The organism is Streptomyces sp. SP18BB07 (assembly GCF_036322545.1).
In the GTDB taxonomy this organism is placed as follows: domain Bacteria; phylum Actinomycetota; class Actinomycetes; order Streptomycetales; family Streptomycetaceae; genus Streptomyces; species Streptomyces deccanensis.
On sequence record NZ_JAQYWT010000359.1, the window covers coordinates 95,780 to 114,663 of the forward strand.

Genomic DNA, 18,884 nt, shown 5'->3' on the forward strand with positions numbered 1-18,884 from the left:
TGCTGCCGCAGCGGGTGACATGGGCCCCGTACTCGCCGGCGTGCTCCAACTGCTGGCCCTCATCGCGGCGTTGGCGCTCGCCTACGTTCCCCTCGGCACCTACATGGCCAAGGTCTACTCCTCCGACAAGCACTGGCGCGTCGAGCAGTGGATCTACAAGGGCATCGGCGCCAACCCCGACACCGAGATGCGCTGGCCCGCGTACCTGCGCGGCGTGCTCGCCTTCTCGGCGGTCGGTGTCCTGTTCCTGTACCTCCTCCAGCGGCTGCAGGGCGTGCTGCCCGGTTCGCTGGGCTTCTCCTCCATCGACGCGGACCAGGCGTTCAACACCGCCGCGTCCTTCGTCACCAACACCAACTGGCAGTCGTACTACGGCGAACAGGCCATGGGCCACGTCGTGCAGGTCGGCGGGCTGGCCGTGCAGAACTTCGTCTCGGCCGCCGTGGGCATGGCGGTGGCGGTCGCGCTCGTACGTGGCTTTGCGCGCTCCCGCTCCGGTGAGCTGGGGAACTTCTGGTCTGACATGGTGCGCGGGGTGACCCGGATCCTGCTGCCGCTCGCGTTCGTCGCGGCGATCGTGCTGGTCGCGTGCGGGGCGATCCAGAACTTCTCCGGCATCCACGAGGTCGGCCAGTTCATGGGTGGCTCCCAGCAGTGGAACGGCGGCGCGGTCGCCTCGACGGAGGCCATCAAGGAGGTCGGCACGAACGGCGGCGGCGTCTTCAACGCCAACTCCGCCCACCCGTTCGAGAACCCGACCCCCTTCACCAACCTCTTCGAGATCTTCCTGTTGCTGGTGATCCCGTTCGCCCTCACCCGCACGTTCGGTGTCATGGTCGGCTCGGTGAAGCAGGGCTACGCGATCCTCGCCACGATGGCCACCATCTGGCTCGGGTTCACCGCCCTGATGATGTGGACCGAGTTCGCCCACCACGGCCCGGCGTTCGAGATCGCCGGCGGAGCCATGGAGGGCAAGGAGAACCGCTTCGGTGTCGGCGCCTCGTCGATCTTCGCGGTGGCGACCACGCTCACCTCGACCGGCGCGGTGAACTCCTTCCACTCCTCGTTCACCGGTCTCGGCGGCGGGATCACGATGCTCGGCATGCAGCTGGGTGAGATCGCGCCCGGCGGTGTCGGCTCCGGCCTCTACGGCATGCTGATCATGGCGATCATCGCGGTGTTCATCGCGGGTCTGATGGTGGGCCGTACACCGGAGTACCTGGGCAAGAAGATCGGCACCCGCGAGATCAAGTTCGCGGCCTGCTACATCCTCATCACCCCGGCACTGGTGCTCGTCCTCACCGCCGCCGCGATGGCCCTGCCCACCCCGGGCAACTCGATGACCAACTCCGGCGCGCACGGCTTCTCCGAGATCCTCTACGCCTACACGTCCGCCGCCAACAACAACGGCTCGGCCTTCGCCGGGCTGAACGCCGACACGCAGTGGTTCAACAGCACGCTCGGCATCGCGATGCTGCTCGGCAGGTTCCTGCCGATGGTGTTCGTGCTGGCGCTGGCCGGATCGCTTGCCGAGCAGAAGCCGGTCCCGGCCACCGCGGGCACGCTGCGCACCGAAAAGCCGCTGTTCACCGGGTTGTTGGTGGGCGCGATCCTGATCATCACCGGGCTGACGTACTTCCCGGCGCTCGCGCTGGGTCCGCTGGCCGAGGGGCTGGCGTCATGACGACCGACGCAACGAAGCAAGAGGACGCGATGTCCACAGCCACCCCGACCCGGGCGCCGCACAGCGACGTCCCCACCGGGCACAAGCCCGCCGAGGGCCGCGTGGGAGCGGGCCTCTTCGACCCCAAGCAGTTGCTCAAGTCGCTGCCGGACGCCTGCCGCAAGCTCGACCCGCGGGTGATGATCAAGTCGCCCGTGATGTTCGTGGTGCTGGTCGGGTCCGTGCTGACGACGGTCTTCTCCTTCAAGGACCCGACCGACTGGTTCGGCTGGACCATCAGCGCCTGGCTCTGGCTGACCGTGATCTTCGCCAACCTGGCGGAGGCGGTCGCCGAGGGCCGGGGCAAGGCGCAGGCGGACACGCTGCGCAGGGCCAAGACCGACACCGTGGCCCGGCGGCTCGTCGGGGACTCCGAAGAGAGCGTCCCCGGCACCGAGTTGAGGATCGGTGACCTGGTCGTGTGCGAGGCGGGCGACATCATCCCCGGCGACGGTGACGTCGTCGAGGGCGTCGCCTCCGTGGACGAGTCGGCCATCACCGGCGAGTCCGCGCCCGTCATCAGGGAGTCCGGCGGTGACCGCTCGGCCGTCACCGGCGGCACGAAGGTCCTCTCCGACCGCATCGTCATCAAGATCACGACGAAGCCCGGCGAGACCTTCATCGACCGGATGATCAACCTGGTCGAGGGCGCGGCCCGGCAGAAGACGCCGAACGAGATCGCGCTGAACATCCTGCTGGCGTCGCTCACGATCGTGTTCCTGCTGGCGGTGGCGACCCTGCCGCCGTTCGCGGACTACGCGGGCACGCATCTGACGATGGTCGTGCTGGTGGCCCTGCTGGTCTGCCTGATCCCGACGACGATCGGCGCGCTCCTGTCGGCGATCGGCATCGCGGGCATGGACCGGCTGGTCCAGCGCAACGTGCTCGCCATGTCGGGGCGGGCCGTCGAGGCGGCCGGTGACGTCTCGACCCTGCTGCTCGACAAGACCGGCACGATCACGCTCGGCAACCGGCAGGCCGCCGAGTTCGTGCCGGTCGAGGGCACCACCGAGGCCGAGGTCGCGGACGCGGCCCAGCTCTCCTCACTGGCCGACGAGACGCCCGAGGGCCGTTCCATCGTCGTACTGGCGAAGGAGAAGTACGGTCTGCGCGAGCGCGTGCAGGGCGAGCTGTTCGGCGCCGAGTGGATCGCCTTCACCGCCCAGACCCGGATGTCGGGCGTGGACGTCGACGGGCGCAAGATCCGCAAGGGCGCGGCCGGGTCCGTCATCGCCTGGGTGCGGGAGCAGGGCGGCATGGTCGCCGAGGACGCGGGCACCCTCTCCGACCGGATATCCGAGGCCGGTGGCACCCCGCTGCTGGTGGCGGTCGAGGACGCCGAGGGCGCCCGGGTGCTGGGCGTCATCCACCTCAAGGACGTTGTCAAGGAGGGCATGCGGGAGCGGTTCGAGGAGCTGCGCCGCATGGGCATCAGGACCGTCATGATCACGGGCGACAACCCGCTGACGGCCAAGGCGATCGCCGAGGAGGCGGGCGTCGACGACTTCCTCGCCGAGGCCACCCCCGAGGACAAGATGGCCCTCATCAAGCGGGAACAGGCCGGTGGCAAGCTCGTCGCGATGACCGGTGACGGCACGAACGACGCGCCCGCGCTCGCCCAGGCGGACGTCGGCGTCGCGATGAACACCGGTACGTCGGCCGCCAAGGAGGCCGGCAACATGGTCGACCTCGACTCCAACCCGACCAAGCTCATCGAGATCGTCGAGATCGGCAAGCAACTCCTCATCACCCGGGGCGCGTTGACGACGTTCTCCATCGCCAACGACGTCGCCAAGTACTTCGCGATCATCCCGGCGCTGTTCGCGGCCGTCTACCCGGGCCTGGACAAGCTCAACATCATGGGCCTGTCCTCGCCCGACTCCGCGATCCTGTCGGCCGTCATCTTCAACGCGCTGATCATCATCGGGCTGGTGCCGCTCTCCCTGAAGGGCGTGCAGTACCGGCCGGTCAGCGCCGACAAGCTGCTCCGCCGCAACCTCACCGTCTACGGCCTCGGCGGACTGATCGCCCCGTTCATCGGCATCAAGCTCATCGATCTGCTCATCTCCCTCATCCCCGGAATCGGCTGAGCGCCATGAAAAACACGGTCATCAACACCGCCCGGCTGTTCGGAGCGGGCCTGCGCGCCCTCCTCGTACTGACCCTGGTGACGGGCGTCATCTACCCGCTCGTCGTCACCGGCTTCGCCCAGGCGCTGTTCAGCGACAAGGCGAACGGCTCGGAGATCAAGGACGGGACCGGCAAGGTCGTCGGCTCCTCGCTGATCGGGCAGTCGTACAACCTGCCGCTGGAGAAGGGCCAGGAGACCCCGGAGCCCGACCTGAAGTGGTTCCAGGGCCGCCCCCAGAACGGTCTCGGCACCAACAGCGTCAACACCCAGTACAAGCTGATCCTGTCCGGCGCCACCAACCGGTCCGCCGACAACAAGGACCTCATCGACTGGGTGAAGGCCGCCAAGGCCGCCGTCGTCAAGGACAACTCGACCGCCGACCACAAGATCAAGCCCTCCGAGGTGCCCGCCGACGCGGTGACCTCCTCCGGCTCCGGCCTGGACCCGGACATCTCCCCGGCCTACGCCGACCTCCAGGTCCACCGGGTCGCCGAGCGGAACGGCCTCTCCGCCGACCAGGTGCAGAAGCTCGTCGACGACCACACCGAGAGCCGCACCCTCGGCTTCATCGGGGAGCCCCGTGTGAACGTCCTCGAACTCAACATCGCGCTCAAGGGTCTGCTGGCCAAGAGCTGATGGCAGCGCACGCTCCACAGGGGAGTCGGCGGTCCGGGCGGGGAGCCGGGAACCGCCGACTCCCGCCCGCATGAGTGCCGGTCGCACGGCCCCCGGCGTTCATGGCCCGACGTACCGACGTACGACAGGAAGGCGCACACCCATGACACGGGTGCTGGTGGTGGAGGACGACCCGCAGCTCGTTCGGGCCCTCGTCATCAATCTCCAGGCACGTCAGTACGGGGTCGACGCGGCCCCCGACGGTGCCACCGCGCTCCGGCTGGCCGCCGCGCGGCAGCCCGACGTGGTCCTGCTCGACCTCGGGCTGCCCGACATGGACGGGGTCGAGGTCATCAAGGCGCTGCGTGCCCGGACCCGGGTGCCGATCATGGTGCTCTCCGCCCGCCAGGCGTCCGAGGAGAAGGTCGCCGCGCTCGACGTCGGCGCCGACGACTACATCACCAAGCCGTTCAGCATGGACGAGCTCCTCGCCCGGCTCCGGGCCGCCGTCCGCCGCACCGAGGACATCGCGCTCGCGTCCGAGACGACGCTCGTCGAGACGGACGCCTTCACCATCGACCTGCTGGCCAAGAAGGCCGTACGGGACGGTCACGACGTACGCCTCACCCCGACCGAGTGGCATCTGCTGGAGATCCTGGTCACCAACCCGGGACGGCTGATCACACAGAAACACCTCCTCCAGGAGGTCTGGGGCGTCACCCAGGGCAACAGGACCAACTACCTGCGGGTGTACATGGCCCAGCTGCGGCGCAAGCTGGAAACGGACCCCGCCCACCCCCGCTATCTCATCACCGAGCCCGGTATGGGCTACCGCTTCGAAGGCTGACCGAGGGACGACATGGCACGCGGCAAGCTTCGGATCTACCTCGGCGCGGCCCCCGGCGTCGGCAAGACCTACGCCATGCTGTCCGAGGCGCACCGCCGGGTGGAGCGGGGCACCGACTGCGTGGTGGCCTTCGTCGAGCACCACCACCGGCCGCGCACCGAGGTGATGCTGCACGGCCTGGAGCAGATCGCGCGCAGGGAACTGGAGTACCGGAACACGGTCTTCACGGAGATGGACGTGGACGCTGTCCTCGCCCGGCACCCGCACGTGGTGCTCGTGGACGAACTCGCCCACACCAACGTTCCCGGGTCCCGCAACGACAAGCGCTGGCAGGACGTGGAGGAGTTGCTGGCTGCCGGGATCAACGTGATATCGACCGTCAACATCCAGCATCTGGAGTCGCTCGGCGACGTCGTGGAGTCGATCACGGGCGTACGGCAACGGGAGACCGTCCCCGACGAGGCCGTCCGGCGGGCCGACCAGATCGAGCCTCCCGATGGCCCTCGGCGAGTTCCTCGGCCTGGTCGGCCTCCTGCTGAAGGCGTCGGCGGTCCAGGATCAGGACGCTGTACGCGTATGTGCGGTACGGGGCGTTCGCCGAGGACCGTGCGGGCCGCAGCGACCAGGTTCTCCAGGTACGCCCAGGTCCCCGGCCAGGCCCGCGTCTTGGGCCGGCCTCCAGGCTGCGTACGCCCCGTTTGGCGCACATGCCCGGGCAAACCGTTACTGGCGGCGAGATCGCGGCACTCGTCCTGCTGAGCCTGGCAGCCACCGTGCGGGCGGCCTCGGTCGTACCGGAGCGCACCCGCTCTCTCCGGCGGGAGGGGACTGACCCCGAACCGCCGCGTCGCGCGGCAGTGCGACAGCACCTAGGCTCGTTCACGCCGTCCTCTGGAGGTGCGGTCATGTCCGACTGGCGAGCTCGCGCGGCCCGCGGCGGCAAGTGGCCGCTGCGAGCGTCCGGCCACACGGGCCGAGACGGAACCGCCCCGGCCCCCGAGCACTCGATGGACCCACGCGCGGAGTCCGAGCTCCCGCGCGTGCCGCTGGAGCGCAGCCTGGTGGACGCGGCGGTCTACCGCGACGGACACCGCGTCGACGCACCGGCGTCGCTCGCGGAGATCTACGACCACCTTCCCGGTGAGCCGGGCGCGATGGCCTGGATCGGGCTGTACCGGCCGACCCCGGAGCAACTGTGGCAGGCCGCCGACCAGTTCGGACTGCACGAACTGGCCGTGGAGGACGCCATCGTCGCCCACCAGCGGCCCAAGCTGGAGCGCTACGGCGACACCCTCTTCGTCGTCCTGCGCCCGGCCCGCTACCTCGATGACGTCGAGGAGGTCGATTTCGGCGAGATCCACATCTTCGTCGGCCCGGAGTTCGTGCTCACGGTCCGGCACAGCCAGGCCCCGGACCTGGGCGCGGTCCGGCGGCGTCTGGAGGACGACCCTGAGCTGCTGGCGATGGGCCCGGAGGCGGTGCTCTACGCCATCCTCGACGCGGTCGTCGACGGATACGCGCCCGTGGTGGCCGGCCTGCAGAACGACATCGACGAGATCGAGACCGAGGTCTTCGGCGGCGACCCGAAGGTGTCCCGCCGCATCTACGAACTCTCCCGCGAGGTCGTCGACTTCCAGCGGGCAACCCGTCCGCTGCTGACCATCATGCGCGGCCTGGAGGCGGGCTTCGACAAGTACGGCACCAGTGAGGAACTCCAGCGCTACCTGCGCGACGTCGCCGACCACGCCACCACCGTCGCCGAACGCGTCGACGGCTTCCGGCAGATGCTCGGCGACATCCTCACCGTCAACGCCACCCTCGTCTCGCAGGCCCAGAACGAGGAGATGAAGGCCCTGGCCGAGGCGAGCCACGCGCAGAACAACGAAATCAAGAAGATCTCCAGCTGGGCGGCCATCCTCTTCGCACCCACCCTCATCGGCACGGTCTACGGCATGAACTTCGATCACATGCCGGAGCTGCACTGGGTTCTCGGCTACCCCTTCGCCATCATGCTGATGGCCCTGGTCTGCGTCGGCCTGTACGTGGTGTTCAAACGCCGGGACTGGCTATGAACAGCAGGCCCAGTACCGCCGTACGAGAAGGAGCGGGCCATGCGCCGGATCCGGCCGAAGTTGTCGGTCGCCGCCCTTGCGGTCTGGATCGCGTGCCTGTGTCGGCGTTCGCCCGGGTGGCCGAGGGTTCAGGGCCGGTAGATCAGCAGGAAAAGAACGTACCGGGTACGCCGGAGAGACGGCGGTAGGGATCGTCGGAATCCGTCATCACGCCTGCTCCCTTTCGGTCTGCGGTCCGCCGCGTCCCCACGCGGAAGTGACAGGCTCAGCCGCCGACGTGAATCCCGGGGCGGCGGTCGGGGTCGGGTTCGTTGCTGCGGATGATCTCGCGGGTGACCGGGGCGGTGTCACCGCGGCCGAGGAGGAAGTAACGGATCATGTGCACCAGGGGGCTGCCCTCGGCCCAGGCGAAGTAGCAGTGCGGCCGCACACCCGTGGCGTCGCGCAAGGCGAGAAGGACGGCGGCGATGGCGTTGGGGGCGGCTGGCGCCTCGGCACGCAGGATGCGGTAGCCGTCCACCTCCACGCCGTGGACGCTGAGGGTTTCGCTGAAGTCGGACGGATCGACCACGTCGATCTCCAGGAAGAGCACATCGGCGAGGCCCGGCACCGGGTTCGTGCCGCGCTGCTCGCGCTCTTTGGCGCTGTACTCGGCGAAGTCGCCGGCCTGGCGCCGGTTGGCGATGATGTTGATGGACTCGTCGTGGGCGAGGGTGTCGGCGATGAACCGGCGGGCGGTCTCGTCGAAAACGATGCGGTCGGCGCGCAGTTCGGTGGTGCGCGAGACGCGGGAGATCAGCGACACGATGATGATGCCCAGGATGAAGAAGCCGGAGATGGCGATGCCGTCGGGCTTGTCGATGATGTTGGCCATCAGGGCGTAGAGCAGGACCGCGGTGAGCAGGGCGAAGCCGACCGTACTCGCGCGCCGACGACTGCGTGCGACGGAGACGGTCACGGCGAAGGCGCCGGAGACCATCATCGCCAGAATTCCGGTGGCGTAGGCACCGGCCTGCGCATCGACGTCGGCGTCGAAGGCAATGGTGATCACGATGCAGAGGGCGGTGTAGACGATGACGACCGGACGCACCGCGCGCCCCCACTCGGGGGCCATGCCGTAGTCGGGCAGGTAGCGGGGAACGATGTTGATCAACCCGGCCATGGCGGAAGCGCCGGCGAACCACAGGATGAGGATGGTGCTGACGTCGTAGACGGTGCCGAACGCCTCACTGACATGCTCGTGGGCGAGCCAGGCCAACGCCCTGCCGTTGGCGGCACCACCGGGCTCGAACTCCTTCTCCGGGATGAGGACGGTGGTCACGAAGCTGGCGGCCAACAGGTAGACGCTCATGATCACAGCGGCGGTGGTGAGAAGCCGGCGGGTGTTGCGGATCCTCGAGCGCAGCCGCTGCTCGGCGTCGGCACCCTCGGCCGCCACGAGCGGCATCATGCTCACTCCGGTCTCGAAGCCCGACAGGCCCAGCACCAGCAGCGGGAAGGCCAGCAGCGCCGGACCGGCAAGGTCACCGAAGCCGCCTCCACCGTCGACGAGCGCGTCGGTCCAGGCCGACAGCGCGCCGTCCGTCGTGAACACATGGACCAGGCCGACGGCGATGACGACGGCGTTGAGCGCCAGGAACACGGCGACCAACGGGATGGCGACACTGACCGCCTCACTGAACCCGAGCAGGAAGACACCGCCCAGGATCAGCAACAGCGCCACGGTCAGGGCGACCTCGTGGCCGTGGAGCGCGGCGGGGAAGAAGGGGTTCTCCACGACGTGTACGGAGGCGTCCGCCGTGGACAACGTGATGGTGATGATCCACGAGGTGGCCACGAATCCGAGCAGGACCAGCACGAACAGCTTGCCCCACCAGAACGGCAGCAGATCCTCCAGCATGGCGACCGACCCCGCGCCGTGCGGGCTCTCCCTGGCCACCTTCCGGTACATCGGCAGCATTCCCAGCAACGTCAGCGCCACGATCAGCAGTGTCGCCAGAGGCGAGACCGCCCCGGCGGCCAAAGCGGCGATCGCCGGTACGTAGGCCAGACTGGAGAAGTAGTCGACCCCGGTCAGGCACATCACCTTCCACCAGGCGTGCGGCTCGGCATGACTCTCACCGGCTGCCGGCCCGACCGGCTGCACCCGGTGACGCAGCAGCCACTGCGCCGCCTTGCCTGTCGGCTGTTTGCGGCGAGCCGGACTGTCCACCGATTCCGGCATTATCGGCCGGTTGGCACCACTCATGTCCCCCATGTCCTTCCCTGTCTGACCACCGAATCGGGCGCAACAACCACCGTCCCGACGGCACCGCAACGATCACCGAGTATGCGGCCTCCAAGCCTCGCCACCCAGCACCGAGGTACGAATGAGCCAGCCGGCTGCGGAACTTAACGCGAGCCGGGCTACGGCCCGCGCGCGTGGTGCGCTCAGTGGGCGCCGGGTGGATGCCTTTACTACGTACGGCGGCGCACCAACTCTCCCGACGAGACCGAGACTCGTGCATCGAGCGCAACCACTGGCGCGACCTGGACGCCGGAGCCGTGAACTTCGAGAAGCACGCACTCCGTTGGATGGAGGAGCGTGGCCTGGCGCCCACCACGGTCGACCGCTACGACGTCCTGCTGCGCCTGCATCCTGCCGGCCTTCGGCGGCAAGAACCTGCACGCGATCACCCCGCCCTCCGCCCGTACATGGCGGGCCGAGCGTCTGAAGGCGACTGGCGTCACCACGGTCGCGAAGTCGTACCGGCTGTTGAAGGCCATCCTGCAGACGGCGGTCGACGACGACCTCCTGAGCTGCAACCCGTGCCGTATCAAGTTCGCGGGCAAGGAGGAGGCAGACGAACGCCCCACCGCCACCATCGAGCAGGTCTTCGACCTCGCCGACTCCATGGGCCCACGCCGGCGCCTGATGGTCCTGCTCGGCGCCTTCGCCTCCCTCCGCCCGGAGGAACTGGCCGAACCAAGCCGTCACAGCGCCGATCTCGATGAATGTTCCCTACGGATCACGCTCGCTCCCCCGAGTTGACCAACGGCGGGCGCGTCACCGGCGACCCCAGGACCAGGGCGGGCAAACGCACCGTCCACCTCCCCGACTTCCTGCTCCCCGAGCTGCGCCGCCACCTGCGGTGGCCACCGGGACGTAGCCGAGTCCTTATGGTGCGGTTGTGGTGCGCCACCCGCCCACCGGTCTAGACAACGAAGAACCCCCGGGTCTCTGACCTGGGCATATAGATCCTGCTGCGGGGCCTGTCGGGGCAGGATCACACCGCTGTTGACCGCGGTTGACCGGTCTTACGGGCACGCCGTGGGCGCGCAGTCGCTTGATGGAGCAGGCGGGCCGTTTCAGTGGAGGTTGGATCGCGCATGCCCTGCGATGGGGTACCGGCCGGAGGGGGTCCCATTGCAGGCGCACACCGGGAAGGGGGCGCCGTCGGCTCGGAGGCGGAGAGAGCAGTTCTCGGCGGGCGGCTTGTTCGCCGTCCCTGCGCTGACGTCTTCTTCAGCGCCGTCCAGCCTCAGCCCCGCTGCCGACGACGTTCACATGAGGAAGCTGTGCCGGCGGGAGCGTAGCGCCGAGCTTTGGAGGACGACCGCTTCGTCCCGAAGCAACTTGGGTTGGCCCTCGGCCTTGGGCTGGTGTACCTCGCACCTGCGCTGATGGTCCGCTGACGTCCGCGCTCGTCCGCTGTTGTTCGCTGGCGTTGTCACGCAGTCAGACACGCACCCTGTGCGGCTTCCAGTGTCTTCGGTGGTCGGGATCACCGCTCTTTGTGCGCCTCCTGTCCCACCTCTCGATCCGTAGCGGTTCAGAGACTCCGGTAGATCAGCCAACCGCCAAGACCGAGCACCGCCGGGGAGCCCACGAACCAAATGGCCATCCCGGTCCGCCAGAGCTGGCCGTCACTGACCTTGCGGCTCAGGATGCCAAGCACTGGAAGTCCGATGGCGATCACGAGTATGCCGACGAAGAGACCCACGCTGCTGCCCCCGTTGGTCGCTGGTTATAGAAGCGTAGGGGGACACGCGATTCCTGGACCCTCTGTGTACGCGATCCACGTCAGCGAGGCAGCAAACGCGGGCGGTGAAGCCTCAACAGGCCAGTCACCCTTACGCGATCTTGAAAACCGTCGTGGCAGCGATGTCACCGTGGGTTCAAATCCCACACCCACCGCAGGTAAATGGCCCCTGACCAGGTAATCGGTCGGGGGCCGTTCTCCTGTGTGTTGCCCTGCAATCACCGTGGTTCCCCGTCAGTTCCCGGTCGATCGGGCACGGCAGGGGCACAAGAACCATCCGCTCCGTAGCTCTAGCCGCATGTCCTATCCCATGGAACGAGTGAAGACGGCCCTGTCATCCCTGAGGGCCTCCTCGTGCTCGGGCTTCAGTGTGATTGGAGCCTCCGCGTACTCCAGGAGGACGAGCGAGGTGATCAGTAGGTCGCGCGTCAGACCACGCAGCACCGGATTCCCGGCCGAGGAGTATGTGCCGTACAGACCCTGCACGAAAGCCCGGAACGTCGGCAGCTCGATGTCGCAGCTGCCCTGAGGGGTCGGTGTCAGACCGGTCGATAGCTCCAGGAACTCCGCCGCGCCCTGCGCAAGGGAGAGGTACAGCAGTCCGCTGTGGTAGCCCGCGTCCCACAGGATCTCTCCGCCCAGTTCGTAGGGGTAACTCACTCTGCGATCTCCACACTCTGAGGGGACTCCGGGCGTGCTGCCTTGAGTTCCTTCGACCGTATAGCCGAAGCCGCACCGCCCCTCACCACTCACCCCAGCTCCCATCCCGTCCGCCGTCGACCCACACAACGTGGAGCGGGCGTGGTTCATGGCGTTCAGGTGGAGCGCGCCACTGTACGAACGACCTGGACGCCATGGGCCGCGTCTGCTCGGCTCTGCCTGGGTCGATGGTGGACGGGATGGGAGCCCACCACGCACGCCATCCATGGGCCCGCGGTCGGGAACGGCGCCCCCTCCATCCCGGTGCCGGCCGATCCCCCGCCGGAGGCATCGCCTTGACCGTGCGCCGCGCAATGCGCTGATCGACTCATGGCCACCGGTCCTATCCACATGTGGGCGCGCGTCGGCGGCGGCAGCGCCGAGCGGGCCGAAGGCAGGAGCGCGGGCGCGGCCAGAGCCGGGAAGCGCGCCCGGCGGAGCGGAGCGCAGCCGGGGCTTGAACCCGTGAAGAAGGTTGTTACTCAGCAGGGGCTGTGATCCGCCACAAGGGCGCGTCGTACTTCTCCGGACGGCTGTTGATCAGCAGTTGGCGCAGGTCCTCGCGTAGGGAGCCGTTGAAGTTCAGTGCCTCGGTGATGCGGCGGAATGTCGTGTGGGTGACTCCGCGGCTTCGGGCCTCGGCCTCGAACTGATCGAGTTGCGCCAGTGCAGTCTCGGGGTCGAGCTTCGCCGGTGGTTGGTCCTTGAGCCACGTGGCCTTGTTGCGCTCGTAGTCGATCTCTGAGTACCCGCAGATCTCACGGCTGAGTGCTTCGACCTCGTCCAGGGTGGCGGTCGTCGTGATGGCACGGGCCAACTGGCTGCGGCTGAGCGCTTCGTCCAGGTCGGCCTCATGGACGGTCGGCCCTTCGTCGGTGAGAGGGACGGGAAGGCCGGCGTCCCGCATCTCGCATGTGCCGCGTACGCCTCGGGCCGTCGCGGCGAGCATCCCGGTTGCCTCGGAGGGGTGCCACTCCAGGACCGAGCTGATCGGCTCCACATCCTTCGCCGTGAAGGCGTGGACGAGCGGGCCGAGCATGCCGCGCAGGTCATCGGGAGGCAGTTCACCGTCCAGGCCGGGGCCTGTCACCAAGAGGCGGATTGGCGCGTTCACTTGGCAGCATGCGAGGTGCACAATCCTGGGTTCCCGGCGAGTGTGCGCATGCGGCAACCGGACGCCGGCGATGCCCACGGGCGCGGTCTGCTCCTCGTCGACCCCATCGCCGACTCGTGGCACTCCGGTCCCGGCCGCTTCGGTGGGACGGTTGTCTCGTTCACCATGGCCGACGCCTGGTTGCCTGATGAGGTCTTCGGGCCCGTGCTGTTCTGACGGCCCAGTTGTCGCTAGTCTGGTTGACCAGTTGACTTGGCCAATCTCGACAGGCGGCGGCGTTCATGGCGTATGAAGTGGAGGCACCGAAGTACATACGCCTCGCGCAGACGATTCAGCGCCGCATCGAGGACGGCACCTATCCGGCTGGCACTCGGGTGCCCAGTGAGAACCAGTTGGTGCAGTCCTTCGGGATGTCCCGCCCGACCGTCGTGCGGGCGTTGGAACTGCTGAAGCGTGACGGCTGGCTGGAGTCCCGGCAGGGATACGGCACGATCGTCCGCGGATGCCCGGCCGTCGTGGAGCACAAGGATCGCCGGGGGAGTGAAGCGCTCGCACGTGATGAGACGACCTCTGGGCGGCTGGTCGAGGTCGGTCGGGTTCCTGTTCCGGCGCGCGTAGCCTCTGCTCTCGGCTTGTCGAAGCGTGCCAAGGTGCTCGTGCGTCGGTTCCTCGTCGTCGAGGACGGCGAACCCGTCGAGCTGGTCTCGTCATACTTCCCAGCCGGCCTGGTTGAAGGCACAGACTTGGAGGGCGCGCAGCCTCTGAGCGACGGCGCCCGCGCTCACCTTGAGACGCGGAAGAAAGTCCGCTTCGACCATGTGACAGAACGTGTCTCGGCTCGGCTCCCTGAGCGGAGTGAGGCTGAACTTCTGGAGCTGCCGGACGGTGTGCCCGTCCTCAGCGTCCTGGTCGTCGCGTGCGACGCTTCCGGTGAAGCCCTGCAAGTCGCTGATGTGCTGCTGCCCGCTGATCGGCAGGAACTCGAAGACACCTACCGGCTTACCTGAACCGGCGGGCTGCCTGCTGCTGGGCTGCGATGGCCTGTCTCAAGTGCGGCGGCTGGCGAGCCGGTAGACCACGTATGAGAAACCGAGGATGACGTCGACGGCTGCCCACAGACCGATGATGAGTCCCACGCCGATGGTGGTTCCGACGTCGCTCGCGTCCTCGCACAGCTGCAAGGCGTCACCGGTCCGGCCTCGGCACTCTTCGGGTGTGCCGCTGCCGCTCGCGGCGCCCGTGATCACCCAGATCAGAAACAGGATCTGGATGGCTAGGAAGAGCCACAGGAACACGCGGCGTCGCTTTTTCGGCCGGGGTGGCGTCTCTCCCTGGTAGGGGCTGCTTGGCGGGGGGCCTTGCGGTGGCGCGGACCATGCGTTCGGCGGTGGCGCTGACCCTTGAGAGTTGCGGGGGCCCCACGACTGCGGCTCCTGCGCGCGGTGTTGTTCGTCCATGGCGCGCCCTCCTCTGTGCTGCCTGGGTTCATGGTGCGCTCGCGTTGACGATCCCGCTCGTTGGTCGCCAGTAAGCCACTTGACAAGTCAACTTGGCATCTCTAAGCGAGCTTGCTAAGCCAACTTGTCAGGTGGCGAGTTGATCGAATCGAAGGAGCAATCGCTGTGCGTGTGATCCGTGTTGACGCCTCGTCCGCCACGATCATGCTCACCGAAGCGCCGGCGCCGAAGGGGCGCGACCGGCAGACCGGTGAGATTGCCAAGGACGCCGTGAGCGGTGAGGCACTGATGACGGTCGGTGTCGTCTTCATCGACGAGGGTGAGTCGTCCCTGATCCAGGTCACCATCCCCGAGAGCGGGGTGACCGACGGGCTGACGGTCGGTGCTCCCGTCTCGCTGCCGGGGCTCATCGCCCGGCCGTGGGAGAGCGTGTTCAACGGGCAGCAGAGGCATGGCATCGCCTACCGGGCCACCGCCGTGGCTCCGGGTGCCTTCCCGATGGCACAGGCGGGCTGATCGCTGTGGCCGACCGGATGACGCTCGCCGAGTGGGGTGCGCCGCTTGCTGCGATAGGCGGCGGCGCGCTCTACGCCCGGCACGCCCACCCTGCGGCGTACTGGTCCACGGTCGGGCTGCCGCTGTCGGCGGCCCGGCTGCTGGCCTCGTACTCCTCGACCATGGACGCGTGTGGCCTGACGGTCCCGCCGTCCCGTTGGCGGGCGTTGGCGGTCAAGGCGCCCACTCGTCGGGAGGTCCGGCCGGTGCCGCCTCGGCGGGGCATGATCCGGCCCCCCTCGACCGGCCTACGGCTTCGGCTGAGGCTGGCTCCGGGGCAGGAACCTGCGGATGTGGCGGCCTCGGCTGAACGGCTGCGGCATGCCTGGGGCGTTCACGCCGTGTACGTGCGTGACGTGAAGCCTGGGGTCGTGGAATTGCGGCTCGTCGGCTTCGACGTCTTGCGGAACGTGCGGATGCCTCGTCGGACCGGATCCGGGCCGCTTCGGGTGCCTGTGGCTCTGCGCGAGGATGCCACACTTGGCGGCCGGCCTTGACGAGATGGTGCGCGCCGAGCGTGCGAAGAACCACACGGGCGACTCCGCGCACCACAAGGAGGAGGCCACCGGGACGTAGCCGAGTCCTTATGGTGCGGTTGCGGTGCGCTACCCGCCCACCGGTCTAGACAACGAAGAACCCCCGGGTCATTGACCTGGGGGTTTCGCGTGGAGCGGGTGACGAGAATCGAACTCGCGCTCTCAGCTTGGGAAGCTGATGTTCTACCATTAAACTACACCCGCGTAAGACGCCGGTTGGTGCCGGTGTCGGAACGCGTCGTTACTTTACCTCATGTCGGGCCCCGCGCGCTGAAGCCGTGGGGCCCGGGTGCGTTTCGTGGGGCGGGACGGGGCTGCGGGGCGCGGGAGTTGGGGCGTACGGTGGAGGCGCGGAAGAGGGTCCGGGCGGGGCTCGCAACGGTACGGAGTGCCGCCTGGAGGGCCGTCCCGTTCATCCCGTAATGTGGCGCTTCGTCGTCAGGTCGACGTAGGTCGACAGCCAGACGCGGCTCTTGGGGAAGGGACTCTTGGACTTGATGGAGCGCACCGTCGTCCGTTGTGCCGATGGGCACGTGTTCAGCACCGCTTCGTTCCCGATGCAGCAGGCCGAGCGACTCGGCCCCGGTCGGCTCATGCGCTGCCCACGCTGCGCGCGCTTGCGCAGTGTCGTGCCGGTGGCGTTGGAGAAGCGGTAACAGCGGTAACAGCGGTATCAGCGATATCAGTGGTAACGAACGACTACGACCACCCACGGCGGTCGGTCGTCGAGGCGCGCGGAGTCCGTCCTGATGGTGGGCGGCCCGCGCGTCTTGCGTATCCTCGGGGCGTGCTTCTCTCAGACAAGGACATCCGGGCCGAGATCGACGCCGGTCGGGTGCGGATCGATCCGTACGACGAAACCATGGTGCAGCCGTCGAGCATCGACGTGCGTCTCGACCGCTTCTTCCGGGTGTTCGAGAACCACCGGTACCCGCATATCGATCCCTCCATCGAACAGTCGGACCTCACACGGCTCGTCGAACCCGAGGGGGACGAGCCGTTCATCCTCCACCCCGGCGAGTTCGTGCTCGCCAGCACCTACGAGGTCATCTCGCTCCCCGACGACCTCGCCTCGCGGCTGGAGGGGAAGAGCTCCCTCGGCCGGCTCGGGCTCGTCACCCACTCCACCGCCGGGTTCATCGACCCCGGCTTCTCGGGGCACGTGACCCTCGAACTGTCGAACCTCGCCACGCTCCCCATCAAGCTCTGGCCGGGCATGAAGATCGGGCAGTTGTGCATGTTCCGGCTCAGTTCGCCGGCCGAGTTCCCGTACGGCAGTGAGCGCTACGGCTCCCGCTACCAGGGGCAGCGCGGCCCGACCGCCTCCCGGTCCTTCCTCAACTTCCACCGGACGCAGGTGTGAGCATGTCGAGCGCGCCCCCGGTCCGCGAGAACCTCACCTACGAGGCGTTCGGCACCGCCGTACGCGAACTCGCGCAGACCATCGCCGACGACGGGTACGAGCCCGACATCGTGCTCAGCATCGCCCGCGGCGGGGTCTTCGTCGCCGGCGGGCTCGCGTACGCCCTCGACTGCAAGAACATCCACCTCGTGAACGTCGAGTTCTACACCGGCGTCAACACGACCCTCGACATGCCCGTCATGCTCGCCCCCGTGCCCAACGCGATCGACTTCTCCGACAAGAAGGTCCTGATCACGGACGACGTCGCCGATACGGGCAAGACGCTCAAGCTCGTCCACGACTTCTGCCTCGACGCCGTCGCCGAGGTCCGGTCGGCCGTGATCTATGAGAAGTCCCACTCCCTCGTGAAGTGCGAGTACGTGTGGAAGCGGACCGACGAGTGGATCAACTTCCCGTGGAGTGTCCTGCCTCCGGTTCACCGATCGGGCGAGGCGGCCAAGGCGAACACGGAAGCGCTCTGAGGGCGTAGGCGGTAGGCGGCCGGGTCCCTCGATCAGTCATCGAGGGGCCCATGGCCGAGCGTGCACTGCGGATCGCCGCCGATCAGCCCGCCAGCCCGATCAGCCGGGCTCACGTCCGCGAAGCCTTGCCGCAGTCCTCCTCGTCCGACTGGCGCATGCGCTCGTCCATCGTCGTGCTGCGGTCGTACGGGTCGAGGGCCGGGCCGTGGCCCGAGGGTGGCGTCTCGCGGTCCGAGTCGAACGCGGGGGTGAAATAGCCGGTGTAGGTGTCGCAGCCGCCGTTGGTGGTGTCCGCCTTGTAGGAGATCAGCGAGAACGTGCCCGGCTCGGTGATGATCTTCGCCGGGTCGTCCCAGCTCATCACGATCTCGCGGCGCACGATGGTGCGGGCGACCTCGTCGCTTCCCGCCGCGGCGCGGACCACCGGATAGACGTACGTGACATCGGTCGTCACCTCGACCGCGCCGCGCTTGCCCTCGCGGTACGTGATGCGGCCCCGGGTCTTGATCACGTCCCCGACCAGCCGGACCTTCGCGTTCTCGAAGCGGCTGAACAGCAGCAGCGGGTCGTTGTCGCGGCTGGGCGAACGGAACGCGGCCGCCAGGTAGTCCTGGACGTCCTGCTGGTGCGGATTGAGCAACGCGATCGCCTTCTTCGGGCGGTCCCCGCGCAGCACACCGGGGTCCAGACTGGACGCGGCGAGGAAGTCCCGGCTCTCCGTGAGCGCCTGCGCGACCTGCTCCTTGCTCATCCAGCCGGTCGCCCGTGCCTCGGGCAGGCCGAGCCCGGCCGCCCCGTCGCCCCAGCGCGCCGCGGGCGAGCCCCGGAACGGCTGCTTCAAGGTCGGCTCCAGGGCTGCCGCCTCCGTCGGCGGCGGCTGGTCCGGCCGCTCCGACTCCACGGCCAGCGGCGTGCTCTCGCCACCCTCGCCCGCGAACCAGCCGACCACCCGCCCCGGCGCCAGTGCCACCACCAGCAACGCGACCGCGACGAGCACACCGATCACGTACCAGCCCTTGCCTCTCCGGCGCCGGGGCGGTTGGTGACTCCGCCACGGCGTCGGCTCGGCGGGGGCGTTCCGCAGCCGCCCCGCCACCATGCGGGCCCGCGCCGACGGTTCCTCGGGCGCGTCCTTGCTCCCCGCCTCGGCTTCACGGAGGAAGCGCTCCCACTCCTCGTCCGATATGGACTCCCCGCCCTTGCCCACGCCGGCCCCCGCCCTTCTCATG

At 68.2% G+C, this 18,884-nt stretch carries 14 protein-coding genes, 1 tRNA gene and 5 pseudogenes; 13 read left to right on the forward strand and 7 right to left on the reverse strand.

From position 1 onward, the window contains the following. Positions 1 to 19: 19 nt before the first annotated feature. From kdpA to PUR53_RS38260, 6 genes and pseudogenes are all read left to right on the forward strand, one after another. Positions 20 to 1,684, forward strand: a complete 1,665-nt coding sequence (gene kdpA / locus PUR53_RS38235; protein WP_329911416.1) for a potassium-transporting ATPase subunit KdpA — start codon at positions 20 to 22, stop codon at positions 1,682 to 1,684. Then, complete coding sequence (gene kdpB, locus PUR53_RS38240) at positions 1,681 to 3,813, forward strand: potassium-transporting ATPase subunit KdpB (protein WP_329911394.1); 2,133 nt, start codon at positions 1,681 to 1,683, stop codon at positions 3,811 to 3,813. Before kdpA ends, kdpB begins: the two co-directional genes overlap by 4 nt. Positions 3,814 to 3,818: 5 nt before the next feature. Then, on the forward strand, positions 3,819 to 4,490 hold the full coding sequence (locus tag PUR53_RS38245) for a potassium-transporting ATPase subunit C (RefSeq protein ID WP_329911396.1): 672 nt from the start codon (positions 3,819 to 3,821) through the stop codon (positions 4,488 to 4,490). Positions 4,491 to 4,632: 142 nt separating this feature from the next. Then, complete coding sequence (locus PUR53_RS38250; protein WP_329911397.1) at positions 4,633 to 5,316, forward strand: response regulator transcription factor; 684 nt, start codon at positions 4,633 to 4,635, stop codon at positions 5,314 to 5,316. 12 nt (positions 5,317 to 5,328) lie between these two features. Continuing rightward, a pseudogene (locus tag PUR53_RS38255) lies at positions 5,329 to 5,814 on the forward strand (histidine kinase); the annotation flags it as partial. A gap of 407 nt (positions 5,815 to 6,221) precedes the next feature. Next, on the forward strand, positions 6,222 to 7,388 hold the full coding sequence (locus tag PUR53_RS38260) for a magnesium and cobalt transport protein CorA (protein WP_329902120.1): 1,167 nt from the start codon (positions 6,222 to 6,224) through the stop codon (positions 7,386 to 7,388). 265 nt (positions 7,389 to 7,653) lie between these two features. On the opposite strand, the gene PUR53_RS38265 is transcribed toward PUR53_RS38260, so the two are convergent. Next, positions 7,654 to 9,612 carry an amino acid transporter gene (locus PUR53_RS38265; RefSeq protein ID WP_443078342.1) on the reverse strand — a complete coding sequence of 653 codons (1,959 nt, stop codon included), beginning with the start codon at positions 9,610 to 9,612 and terminating at the stop codon, positions 7,654 to 7,656. A gap of 281 nt (positions 9,613 to 9,893) precedes the next feature. On the opposite strand from PUR53_RS38265, the pseudogene PUR53_RS38270 reads away from it, so the two are divergent. Continuing rightward, positions 9,894 to 10,523, forward strand: a pseudogene (locus tag PUR53_RS38270) (tyrosine-type recombinase/integrase); the annotation flags it as partial. A 677-nt stretch (positions 10,524 to 11,200) separates the two neighbouring features. Here the strand turns inward: PUR53_RS38270 and PUR53_RS38275 are convergent. The 3 genes and pseudogenes from PUR53_RS38275 to PUR53_RS38285 form a co-directional block, all read right to left on the reverse strand. Further along, the gene (locus PUR53_RS38275; protein ID WP_329902122.1) at positions 11,201 to 11,371 is read right to left on the reverse strand and encodes a hypothetical protein; all 171 of its coding nucleotides are present in this window, start codon (positions 11,369 to 11,371) and stop codon (positions 11,201 to 11,203) included. Between the two features lie 342 nt (positions 11,372 to 11,713). Further along, on the reverse strand, positions 11,714 to 12,070 hold the full coding sequence (locus PUR53_RS38280; RefSeq protein WP_329902123.1) for a DUF6086 family protein: 357 nt from the start codon (positions 12,068 to 12,070) through the stop codon (positions 11,714 to 11,716). Positions 12,071 to 12,587: 517 nt separating this feature from the next. Beyond that, positions 12,588 to 13,235 (reverse strand): annotated as a pseudogene (locus PUR53_RS38285) (DUF1152 domain-containing protein); the annotation flags it as partial. Between PUR53_RS38285 and PUR53_RS38290 the strand changes: the two are divergent. Next, positions 13,236 to 13,439 (forward strand): annotated as a pseudogene (locus PUR53_RS38290) (hypothetical protein); the annotation flags it as partial. It lies immediately after the preceding pseudogene. Between the two features lie 65 nt (positions 13,440 to 13,504). After that, positions 13,505 to 14,230: a GntR family transcriptional regulator gene (locus PUR53_RS38295; RefSeq protein WP_329911399.1), complete on the forward strand. Its 726-nt coding sequence runs from the start codon at positions 13,505 to 13,507 to the stop codon at positions 14,228 to 14,230. A 39-nt stretch (positions 14,231 to 14,269) separates the two neighbouring features. Here the strand turns inward: PUR53_RS38295 and PUR53_RS38300 are convergent, their stop codons facing one another. Then, positions 14,270 to 14,518 carry a hypothetical protein gene (locus tag PUR53_RS38300; RefSeq protein ID WP_329902125.1) on the reverse strand — a complete coding sequence of 83 codons (249 nt, stop codon included), beginning with the start codon at positions 14,516 to 14,518 and terminating at the stop codon, positions 14,270 to 14,272. Positions 14,519 to 14,845: 327 nt separating this feature from the next. On the opposite strand from PUR53_RS38300, the gene PUR53_RS38305 reads away from it, so the two are divergent. Then, a complete protein-coding gene (locus PUR53_RS38305) occupies positions 14,846 to 15,196 on the forward strand; it encodes an SCO3933 family regulatory protein (RefSeq protein WP_329911400.1) in 351 nt (116 codons plus the stop codon). Between the two features lie 5 nt (positions 15,197 to 15,201). Then, positions 15,202 to 15,714: pseudogene (locus tag PUR53_RS38310) on the forward strand (FtsK/SpoIIIE domain-containing protein); the annotation flags it as partial. Positions 15,715 to 15,901: 187 nt separating this feature from the next. Here the strand turns inward: PUR53_RS38310 and PUR53_RS38315 are convergent. Next, positions 15,902 to 15,975, reverse strand: a tRNA-Gly gene (locus tag PUR53_RS38315). Between the two features lie 583 nt (positions 15,976 to 16,558). Here PUR53_RS38315 and dcd point away from each other — a divergent pair. Both dcd and PUR53_RS38325 read left to right on the forward strand, forming a co-directional pair. Beyond that, positions 16,559 to 17,134, forward strand: a complete 576-nt coding sequence (gene dcd / locus PUR53_RS38320; RefSeq protein ID WP_184905697.1) for a dCTP deaminase — start codon at positions 16,559 to 16,561, stop codon at positions 17,132 to 17,134. Between the two features lie 2 nt (positions 17,135 to 17,136). Beyond that, positions 17,137 to 17,655, forward strand: coding sequence for a phosphoribosyltransferase (locus tag PUR53_RS38325; protein WP_329911402.1), 519 nt, complete (start codon positions 17,137 to 17,139; stop codon positions 17,653 to 17,655). 109 nt (positions 17,656 to 17,764) lie between these two features. Here PUR53_RS38325 and PUR53_RS38330 read toward each other — a convergent pair whose 3' ends face one another. After that, positions 17,765 to 18,862, reverse strand: a complete 1,098-nt coding sequence (locus tag PUR53_RS38330; RefSeq protein WP_329911417.1) for a hypothetical protein — start codon at positions 18,860 to 18,862, stop codon at positions 17,765 to 17,767. Positions 18,863 to 18,884: the final 22 nt, after the last annotated feature.

What these genes read in the sequence shown, in the direction of transcription:
- kdpA (WP_329911416.1), top strand. Translation starts at nt 20, where the DNA reads ATGGGCCCCGTACTCGCCGGCGTGCTCCAACTGCTGGCCCTCATCGCG.
- kdpB (WP_329911394.1), top strand. Translation starts at nt 1,681, where the DNA reads ATGACGACCGACGCAACGAAGCAAGAGGACGCGATGTCCACAGCCACC.
- PUR53_RS38245 (WP_329911396.1), top strand. Translation starts at nt 3,819, where the DNA reads ATGAAAAACACGGTCATCAACACCGCCCGGCTGTTCGGAGCGGGCCTG.
- PUR53_RS38250 (WP_329911397.1), top strand. Translation starts at nt 4,633, where the DNA reads ATGACACGGGTGCTGGTGGTGGAGGACGACCCGCAGCTCGTTCGGGCC.
- PUR53_RS38260 (WP_329902120.1), top strand. Translation starts at nt 6,222, where the DNA reads ATGTCCGACTGGCGAGCTCGCGCGGCCCGCGGCGGCAAGTGGCCGCTG.
- PUR53_RS38265 (WP_443078342.1), bottom strand. Translation starts at nt 9,612, where the DNA reads ATGCCGGAATCGGTGGACAGTCCGGCTCGCCGCAAACAGCCGACAGGC.
- PUR53_RS38295 (WP_329911399.1), top strand. Translation starts at nt 13,505, where the DNA reads ATGGCGTATGAAGTGGAGGCACCGAAGTACATACGCCTCGCGCAGACG.
- PUR53_RS38325 (WP_329911402.1), top strand. Translation starts at nt 17,137, where the DNA reads ATGTCGAGCGCGCCCCCGGTCCGCGAGAACCTCACCTACGAGGCGTTC.